Here is a 7,792-nt window from a genome sequence, read left to right as displayed (position 1 = left end):
GCGAGCGCGTGCCGGCCCGCTCCGGCGCGCGGCGGCAGCTGGTCGGCGAGCTCCTCGGTGAGCCGGTGCAGCTCGGCGAGGGCTTCGGTGTACGCGGTGTGCGCTTCGAGCGCCGAGCCCTTGCCGGTGAGGGCCTTGCGGCGTACGCCCGTGAAGGCCGCGAGGTCCTCGCGCAGGGCGGCGGGGGCCTCTGCGCGCAGTTCGGCGAGCAGGCGGTCGATCCGCGCGGTGCCTTCGGGGCGCTTGGCGTCGGGGCGGCCCGCGGCGATGTACGAGGTGATCTCGTCGCGTTCGTCGCTCAGCGCGTGCGAGAGCGTGACGGCCTGCTGGGTGAGCTCTGCGAGGTCCACCAGGTTCTGGGTGTCGGCCACTTGGGAGGAGGCGCTCAGGACGGCGGGGGCGCCCGCGCCCGTCACGGCGGCGACGACCACCGCGACCGCGGCGATCAGACGGCTGCGTACCCGGACCGTCCGGCCTGGTGTGGCCGGAGATGCCGTCGGCACCTCACCAGGCCGCTTGCTCTGCACCGGTGCTCGCATCCTCGTTGCTCTCGGTGTTCTTGTCGTGCGCCGCTCGGGCTGTGTGCCCGGACGTCGCATGCGCCGCGAGGTGCGGCACAGGGCGCGGGGGCTGCTTGCTGTGTCGCGTCGTCCACCGTGTCCGGTGTGGTGACGTGCCCTCTCTGGTACGGCTTATGACCATTCCAGCGCGCCTGGGTGGTGGTCGCCCTTAGTCGGGCGGGCCACCCGAAGGAGTGAACCTCGCCGGGAGTTGAGGGATCAAGTTCCACTTCACCGCAGATACGGAAAGGCGCACGGCGGTACGGGGCGCCGGTTGGACGGCGGGCACGGCCTTTGGCAAGATGCCCCGCCACCTCGGCCGCGCAGGGCGTGGTCCAGGCCAACTCCCCGACTCCGCGCCCTCTGTGAAGGTCCTGCGCACACTCGTGCAGACTGCATGGATGCGCGTCGAACTCTCCACGGAACCCGGCAACCCCGCACGCCCCAACGAGGACTTCGCCTCCGTGGCGCTGCCCGCCTCAGGACAGGGCGGGGCGCTGGTCGTCCTGGACGGGGTGACACCCCCGGACGGGGACGACGGTTGTGTGCACGACGTGCCCTGGTTCGTGGCCCGACTTGGCGGGGCTCTGGGTGAACTGTCCGTTTCCCGGCGGGACATGACCCTGGCCGGGATCCTCTCCCTGGCCATCGGCCGCACCGCCGACGCACACCACTCGACCTGTGACCTTTCTCACTCCCGTACGCCTCAGGCGACGGTGGTCCTGGCGCGTTGGGACGCGGACGTGGTCGAGCACCTGGTGCTGTCCGACTCGGCGCTCCTGGTCGAGTCCCCGGCCGGCGAGGTCGAAGCGGTGGTCGACCGCAGGCTCGACCAGCTGCCGCACCGGGTGACGGCGGCGCGGACCGCGGTGCGCGCCCTGGCGGAGGGATCCCCGGAACGGGCGGCTGCGGCACGGGAGTACGTGGCGGCCGTCGAGTCCCTGCGCAATGCCGAGGACGGCTTCTTCACGGCGGCCGCGGATCCGTCGGTGGCGCAGCGCGCGGTCACGGGCACCCGGCCGCGCCACGACGTCCGCACCCTCGTCGGGCTCACCGACGGGGCGACCCGCTGGGTGGAGAAGTTCGGCGAGGGCGACTGGACGGAGTGCTTCGCGTTCCTGCGCAAGACCGGACCGCAGGGCCTGGTGGACCGGGTGCGGGTCCTCGAGCGGGAGCGGGTGGCGGCGGGGGTACGGGTCGGCGGGAAGCCGCACGATGATGCGACGGTGGTGTGGGTGGAGCTTTAGCCGGACCTCGGGTGGGGATGTAGCCGCACCTCGGCTGGCTTTAACCGGACCTCGGGTGGGGATGCAGCCGCACCTCGAGTGGGGACGTAGCCGGACCTCGGGGTGGGGATGCAGCCGGACCTCGGGGTGGGGATGCAGCCGGACCTCGGGTGGGGCTACTGCTCGCCGCCCGCGTTGAGCTGATGCAGCAGCCGAGCCAGTTCGGCGACCTCGGCACGGTCCCAGCCGGCGAGCTGGCGCACATAGCGCCCGCGCCGCGCGCCGCGCACGGTACGGAACCGGTCGCGCCCCTCCTCCGTCAGGCGCACCAGCGCCGCCCGCCCGTCCGCCGGATCGGGCTCGCGCGCCACCAGACCGAGATCCTCCAGGGCGCGCAGCTGACGGCTCATCGTGGCCTTGCCGACACCGAAGTACGCGGCGAGTTCCGTGGCCCGCTGCGGGCCGCCCTCGTCGAGTCGTACGAGCAGGCCGTACGCGGCGGGTTCCAGCTCCGGGTGGACCGCGCGCGCCATCTCACCGGAGCTGGCCCGGGCGCGCCGCAGAAACACCGTCAACTCCCGCTCCAGGGCGAGGAATTCGTGGTCCACACCACTTTCCGGCGGGACGGGGCGCGCGGAGTCGTCTCCGCGGTCGTGCACTTCAGAGGCCATGAAACGCTTTCCGATACTGAAAGTTTCTGCCAACCGCGGCCGTTGCCGCAGCTCGGCCAGTATTTCGCAGGCGTAGACCAACGGCAGCCCCAAGGCCCTCTTCCCACCCGCGAGTCCCCCTGCGTAGCTTCATTGGTGACATGTCCACGCCCCGACTGGGCGACATGTCGACAGATCCCCCCACCGGAGTCCCGTCACCGGGCTCCACGAGGCCTTCGGAGGCACGCACATGTCCGTGCACAGACCCGGAAGACCCCGTACCACTCGCATCACCCGTACTTCGCACACCACTCGCATCTCTCGTCGGTCGAGCAGCCGCTCCCGCCTCACCGCGGCCGGCATCCTCCTCTCCGTCCTCTCCCTCCTGATCACTCTGCCCGCCACGTCCCAGGCCGCGGAGACCGCCGACAAACCCGCCCGCGGCGAGGCCCGTATGGGCCAGGGCGTCATCGCGCACGACGGCCAGGGCGGCCTCCCCCGCGAGAGCCGCGCCGTGCAGACCGAGGGCGTGGACGTCTCCAGCCACCAGGGCAACGTCAACTGGGCGTCCCTGTGGTCGAGCGGAGTGAAGTGGGCCTACGTGAAGGCCACCGAGGGGACGTATTACAAGAACCCCTACTTCGCGCAGCAGTACAACGGCTCGTACAACGTCGGCATGATCCGCGGCGCGTACCACTTCGCCACGCCCGACACGACCACCGGGACCGCGCAGGCCGACTACTTCGTCAACAACGGCGGCGGCTGGTCCCGCGACGGCAAGACCCTTCCGGGCGTCCTCGACATCGAGTGGAACCCCTACGGCGCGGCCTGTTACGGCAAGAGCCAGTCCGCGATGGTGACTTGGATCCGCGACTTCCTCAACCGCTACAAGGCCCGCACGGGCCGCGACGCCGTGATCTACACGGCGACGAGCTGGTGGACCCAGTGCACGGGCAACTACGGCGGCTTCGGTTCGACCAACCCGCTCTGGATCGCCCGCTACAACACCACTCCCGGCACGCTTCCGGCCGGCTGGGGCTACTACACAATGTGGCAGTACACATCGAGCGGCCCGATCGTGGGCGACCACAACAAGTTCAACGGGGCCCTCGACCGCGTGGTGGCGCTGGCCAACGGCTGATCCGTACAGCCGGATCCGCAGGACCGAGAGCCGGATCCGTATGACCGAAGGCCCGGCCACCTGTGGGGGTGGCCGGGCCTTCACCTGTCCATCAGCAGGAGCCCGCGGGACGGTCGCGCTTCACGAGGTTCGTCCAGCCGGTGGTGCCGTCCAGCCACAGCACGCGCGTGCCGGTGTCCGCGGACGCGTACACCTGGTCACCGCGGTTGCAGGACAGGCGCTGGGCGCCGCCCTTGCCGTCGGGGGCCGCCTGGTACAGCTTCGGCAGCGTGTCGTTGGCCCAGGACGTGGCCGGCGGCAGCGCGGTGATGCTCACCGCGTCGTCGGAGGCCGTCAGGGAGTAGGCGTACAGAGAGCCGTCGCCTGACTCCGGAGTGACGGTGAGCGGGTTCGAACCGTCGAGTCCGGCACGGCGCACCGCGGCCTTGCCCCCGTCGGTGCCGTCGCCGTCCTCGATCCAGAAGACACCGTCGTCGGTGAGGGCGGTCTGGCCGATGCTCGCCGCGTCGGCCGCGACGGGCATCGCCGTCCTGGCGCCGGTCTCCCCGTCGAAGACCTCGACGCCGAGCTGGTAGTTGCCGTTCGCGTCCGGGGCCACCTTGGCATAGGCGATCTTGCCGTCCTTGACGGAGGGCAGACCCGAGACGTGGTACGGACGGCCGCCGTCGACCAGGCCGACCTCGCCGGTCTTCATGTTGACGTACCGGACGTTGGTGACGCCGTACTGCGGGTTGACCGCGGTGTAGGCGACGTAGTCGCCGTCCACCACGAGGCCGGAGATGTCGCTGCCGATGGCGTCGACCCTCTTCGGCAGTCCGCCCCCGACCGGGCGCGCCATGATGTAGATGCCGTTGCTGCTGTACTGCGCCCACACCACGGTGTCCCCGTCGGTGTCCGCGTAGACGTTGTAGTCACCGTTGTTGCCGCTCACCAGCTGCGGCGTGCCCTTGCCCGAGGTGTTGCCCAGCCATACCGAGTACGGCTCGCTGCCGTCCTCGTTTGAGTTGGAGACGGCGTACTTGCCGCCGCCGGCGCCCACGCCCGTGTCGGCCACGTGGACCTTGCTCTGGAGCAGGTCGGTGTCGACACCGAGCGCCTTCTCCCAGCCGGGCACGATGCCGTGCGCGTCGAAGGACCGCTTCACGATGCTCAACTGGGCCTTGGCGGCGCCCAGTTCCTGCGCGGCGGCGAGGACCGCGGCGCGGCCCTCGGTGAAACCGTCAAGCGGAGTCATGTACGCGGACAGGGCGCGGTAGACGATCTGGTCGGCGAGTTCGGCGCCGAGGTCCTGGCGCAGGTCCCACAGGGCGCCGGAGAAGATCGTGGAGTTGAGGTGCACACCGCCGTTGTCACCGCGCATGGTGACGCCGATGAAGTCCTCCGAGGTGGTGGCGCCGTCGTTGAGGTCGCGCAGGGCGCACTCGCGGGGGCTGAGCGTGGTGCACAGGTCCTCGCCGAGCAGTCCGGAGTCCGGGTCGCTCATGGAACCGCCGTCCGCCGCCAGGTCGATGGCGTTGCCGAAGTAGTCGGCGATCGCCTCGTTCATGGCGCCGGACTGGCCCACGTAGACCAGGTTCGCGGTGTGCTCGACAACGCCGTGCGTCATCTCGTGGCCGACCACGTCGGTGTCGGCGGAGAAGGTGCGGTACTCGCCGCCGCCCTGGCCGTACACCATCTTCTGGCCGTCCCAGAAGGCGTTGTTGAACGGCTGGCCGTTGCTGACGACTCCGACCAGGGAGTACATGTAGCCGTCTTCGCCGTCGAGGCTGTTCCGGCCGAAGTTGCCCTTGTAGTAGTCGTAGACCTTCCCGGCCGCCCAGTGGGCGTCGACCGCGCCCGCGTCGGTCAGGTCCTTGCCGAGCTCGGGGGTCGCCGGCTGGAACGGCTTGATGCCGACCGGCCAACGGCCCGACGCGGAGGAGGCCTCGCGGCCGCGGGCGTCGTAGGTCACCAGCATCGGGCCCTGGTACGGGGAGTCGGCCGCGCGCTTGCTGTAGTCGATCGTGTTGAGGATGCCCTTGGTGTCCCGGTACAGGCTCAGCTCGGCCGTCTGGCCGTTGTAGCGCAGGCCGGAGCCCTTGACGACGAGCTCGTCGGCGGCCTCGACCGACGGGGTGTCCGCGGTGCCCGCCTCGTCGGAGGCACCGGACTGCGCGAGCGGGGCGCCGAACGTCTTGATCGAGCTGAACTGCATCAGCGGGAAGCCCGAGTGCGCGTCTACGTACACCTCCTGCTTCACCGGCATCCCGTCGGCCGGGTTCACGCCGGTGACGGTGATGTGCCGGGTGAGCACGCCCTCGCCCTGCGGAAGGATCGCGACCTCGGCGGCCTTGCCGGTGAGCTGCGCGGCTTCCTTCGCCCCGCCCTTGTGCCCGTCCTTCTGCTCGCCCTCCTGCCCGTCCTTCGCCGGTGCCGTCAGGAGACCGTCGCCCAGCTGCTTGCGTACGGCGGCGACCGCGCGCCGCACCGCGAGCTCCTCGGACACCTCGGGGGTGACCGTGTCGATCTTCAGCTCGGTGAAGTACTGGCCGGAGGTGCCGGTGACGGTGCGCTTGCCGTCCTTCTTCGTCATCCGGACCACGTACTGGCCGCCTAGCACCTCGACGCCCTGGTACTTCTGCTGGAGCCGGACCGTCTCCTTGCCGCCCTCGGTCTCGGTGGAGACCGCCGCGAGGTCCTTCGCCGAGGTGTCGGCGATGCGGTAGCGGTCCTTCTTCGCCCTGAGGTGGCCGCGGGCGGCGTCGGCGGCGCTGCCGGAGCCGGCCGCCTCTTCGCTCAACCCGGTTACCAGGGACGGGGTGTCGGTGTCGGTGCCCGCGACCGCGGCCGTGTCCGCGGCGGCCGGTGCGGTCCCGGCGTGGGCGGGGGTCATGCCGGTCATCAGAAGTCCGGCGGCGGCCAGCAGCGCCGCCACTCCCCGGCCGACGGCCATGCCGCCCGGCCTGTCCTCTTGTCTTCCTGCACTGCTTCTGCGCGCTGAAGTCCGCACGTTGTTCCCTTCGGAGCCCTGGGGGGTGACGGGTTCGGATGCGGACATGCAAAGCCCCGTACGGGGCCCTGAACAATGCGTTCCAGGTGCCTACTTGTGTACGTGCACACTTGTGTGGCCTGCGGGAACGGGCGAGAATTCGCGCGTGGAGCTGGCCGGATGGGACACACAGTGGCGGGCTCTCGGGCTCGGCGCGGACGAACTCCAGGTGTACGAAGCGCTCCTCGGACGGCCCGGGCACCCGTCGCGCGCCGCGTTCGCGCGCGCCCTCGGCCTGACCGTGCGCCGCGTCTCGGCCGCCCTCGACCGGCTCGCACAGCACGGGTTCACCCGGCCCGACGGTGCCGCCGCCCTGCCCTCGGCGGTCGCCCCTGCGACGGCACTGCGCGGACTCCTCCATCGCCATCAGGCCCAACTGCTGCGCAGATCAGCGGAGTTGGAGGAGCTGACCGGAGCCGTGGACCGGATGGCCGCCGAGCTGCTCGGCTCCGCGCACGATCCGTGGGCCATCGGCATCGACACCGTCCGCGGCCGGGTGGCGATAGCCGAACGCGTCAACGCGCTGATGAGCTCGGCCCGCGAGGAGGTCGCACTCCTGGACCGCCCGCCGTACGCGGCGAGCGCACCGGACGGGATGCCCGCACCGCTCGATGTCGCGGCGCTCGTACGGCGCGGGATACGGGTGCGGGTGGTGGTGGACCGGGACGGGCTGAGCTTCCAGGGGCGGGCCCGCGGGCTCGGGGAGCTGTCCGAGCAAGGCGTGCAGATCCGGGTGGGCACGCAACTGCCGACGAAGCTCATCACCGTGGACCGCCGGATCACGCTGCTGCCGCCGACGGACGCCGCCGATCCGACGGCCTCGGCACTGGTGGTCAGCGACGCGCTGCTCGGGAACGCGCTGGTGCCGTTGTTCGAGGCGGTCTGGGAGCGGTCGATGCCGATCGGCAGCGTCGGAAGCGCCGCGGCGGACGGCCCGGGCGCGGGCGCCGGTTCGGCCGCCGGAGCGGGGGCCGAGGCCGGCGGACTCGACGCCGCGGACCGGGAGTTGCTGACGCTGCTCGCGGCCGGCCTGAAGGACGAGGCGATCGCCCGCCGCCTCGGCGTCCATGTGCACACGGCGCGCCGGCGGATCAGCCGGCTGCTGCGGACACTGAACGCCGAGACGCGGTTCCAGGCCGGGGTGCAGGCGGTGGGTCGGGGGTGGCTGGACGCCGGGTAGCCACCGG

The 7,792-nt window shown here is 71.2% G+C and carries 6 protein-coding genes; 3 read left to right on the top strand and 3 right to left on the bottom strand.

Going from position 1 to position 7,792, the window contains the following annotated elements; translation table 11 throughout:
- Nucleotides 1-503: nitrate- and nitrite sensing domain-containing protein (locus tag ABT367_RS08225; protein WP_352250805.1), on the bottom strand; the 503-nt coding region annotated here is incomplete at its 3' end.
- Between the two features lie 458 nt (nt 504-961).
- On the opposite strand from ABT367_RS08225, the gene ABT367_RS08220 reads away from it, so the two are divergent.
- Nucleotides 962-1,807 (top strand): hypothetical protein, encoded by an 846-nt coding sequence (locus ABT367_RS08220; protein WP_352250803.1) that lies wholly within the window; start codon nt 962-964, stop codon nt 1,805-1,807.
- Nucleotides 1,808-1,962: 155 nt separating this feature from the next.
- Here ABT367_RS08220 and ABT367_RS08215 read toward each other — a convergent pair whose 3' ends face one another.
- Nucleotides 1,963-2,457: a MarR family winged helix-turn-helix transcriptional regulator gene (locus tag ABT367_RS08215; protein ID WP_352250801.1), complete on the bottom strand. Its 495-nt coding sequence runs from the start codon at nt 2,455-2,457 to the stop codon at nt 1,963-1,965.
- Nucleotides 2,458-2,686: 229 nt separating this feature from the next.
- Between ABT367_RS08215 and ABT367_RS08210 the strand changes: the two genes are divergently transcribed.
- Entirely contained in the window at nt 2,687-3,577 is an 891-nt protein-coding gene (locus tag ABT367_RS08210; RefSeq protein ID WP_352250799.1) for a lysozyme, read from the top strand.
- A gap of 91 nt (nt 3,578-3,668) precedes the next feature.
- On the opposite strand, the gene ABT367_RS08205 is transcribed toward ABT367_RS08210, so the two are convergent.
- Nucleotides 3,669-6,509, bottom strand: coding sequence for a M4 family metallopeptidase (locus ABT367_RS08205; RefSeq protein WP_352250797.1), 2,841 nt, complete (start codon nt 6,507-6,509; stop codon nt 3,669-3,671).
- Nucleotides 6,510-6,711: 202 nt separating this feature from the next.
- Here ABT367_RS08205 and ABT367_RS08200 point away from each other — a divergent pair, with 202 nt between their 5' ends.
- Entirely contained in the window at nt 6,712-7,785 is a 1,074-nt protein-coding gene (locus ABT367_RS08200; protein ID WP_352250795.1) for a helix-turn-helix transcriptional regulator, read from the top strand.
- Nucleotides 7,786-7,792 lie beyond the last annotated feature (7 nt).

Origin of the sequence: Streptomyces mesophilus, from assembly GCF_040300965.1 — a bacterium.
Classification (GTDB): domain Bacteria; phylum Actinomycetota; class Actinomycetes; order Streptomycetales; family Streptomycetaceae; genus Streptomyces; species Streptomyces mesophilus_A.
Note: the sequence above shows the minus strand (reverse complement) of the source record. Positions and strands in the feature narration are given on the sequence as shown.